This is a genomic window from Sphingomonas sp. FUKUSWIS1, assembly GCF_000733135.1.
GTDB lineage: Bacteria > Pseudomonadota > Alphaproteobacteria > Sphingomonadales > Sphingomonadaceae > Sphingomonas > Sphingomonas aerolata.
Genome location: NZ_JPJC01000157.1, coordinates 5,190 through 6,289, shown reverse-complemented (window position 1 = coordinate 6,289; position 1,100 = coordinate 5,190). Strand labels below are relative to the sequence as shown.

The window sequence follows — 1,100 nt, the reverse complement described above, 5'->3', positions numbered from 1 at the left end:
CGGGTATACAGGGCGACCCCTGTTCAAAATGACAAGGTCGTGCCCCGCCTATGCGTTTCCTCCTCCTCCCGGCGCTAGCGCTGCTGGCCGCCCCGGCCACGGCCGCCCCCCAGAAACAGGCCCCCGCGAAACCCGGCACCGTCCGCGTCCGCCTCACCACCTCCGAAGGCCCGATCACGCTCGCGCTCGACACGCGCCGCGCGCCCAAGACCAGCGCGAACTTCCTCGCCTATGTCGATGACGGCCGCTTCGACGGGACCGATTTCTACCGTGCCGCGCGCAGCAAGAAGGCGCCGAAATTCGGCTTCATCCAGGGCGGCATCCGCACCGATGCGCGGCGCATCCTGCCCGCCTTTCCGCTCGAGACCACGACGCAGACCGGCATCCGCCATCTCGACGCGACGATCTCGATGGCGCGCGGCAGCGAACCCGGCTCGGCAGGCGGCAATTTCTTCATCACCGTGGGCCCGACCCCCGCGATGGACGCGCGCCCGGGCTATCTCGGCTATGCGGCGTTCGGCCATGTCGTCGGCGGCATGGACACGGTCCGCCGCATCCTCGCCAAGCCGACCGGCGGCGGGCTCGATGCGTTCAAGGGTCAGATGATCCTCAACCGCGTCGCGCTGATCAGCGCGAAGCGGCTCGACGGCACGCCCCGTCCGACCAGCGGCCCGCGACCATGGCTGTTGAAGACCCGCCCCACCCCGCCACGGCCGCGCTGACGTTTTAGTCCGCGAACAGCAGGACCGGCGTCTCGAGATACTTTTTCAGCCCCTGGACGAAGGACGCCGCGTCCCAGCCATCGACGACGCGGTGGTCGCAGCTGATCGACAGGTTCATCAGCTTCGCGCGGACCACCTCGTCGCCCTTGAAGACGGGGCGTTCGACGATCTTGTTCGGCCCGATGATCGCGACCTCGGGCCGGTTGATCACCGGCGTCGTCGCGATCCCGCCGAGCGGCCCGAGCGAGGTGACGGTAATCGTGCCGCCACCCATCTCGTTCGGCGCGAGCTTGCCCGCGCGCGCCGCCTCGGCGAGACGGCCGATCTCGGTCGCGAGCTGCCAGACATTGCGATCCTGCGCGTCGCGGATCACGGGCA

General features: G+C 69.3%; 2 protein-coding genes. One reads left to right on the top strand and one right to left on the bottom strand.

Annotation, left to right across the window (positions count from 1 at the left end):
• Positions 1 to 50 precede the first annotated feature (50 nt).
• Positions 51 to 722, top strand: coding sequence for a peptidylprolyl isomerase (locus sphsw_RS10175; protein ID WP_031440526.1), 672 nt, complete (start codon positions 51 to 53; stop codon positions 720 to 722).
• A 4-nt stretch (positions 723 to 726) separates the two neighbouring features.
• On the opposite strand, the gene sphsw_RS10170 is transcribed toward sphsw_RS10175, so the two are convergent.
• The coding region (locus sphsw_RS10170; RefSeq protein ID WP_031440525.1) for a 2-oxo acid dehydrogenase subunit E2 at positions 727 to 1,100 on the bottom strand (374 nt) is incomplete at its 5' end.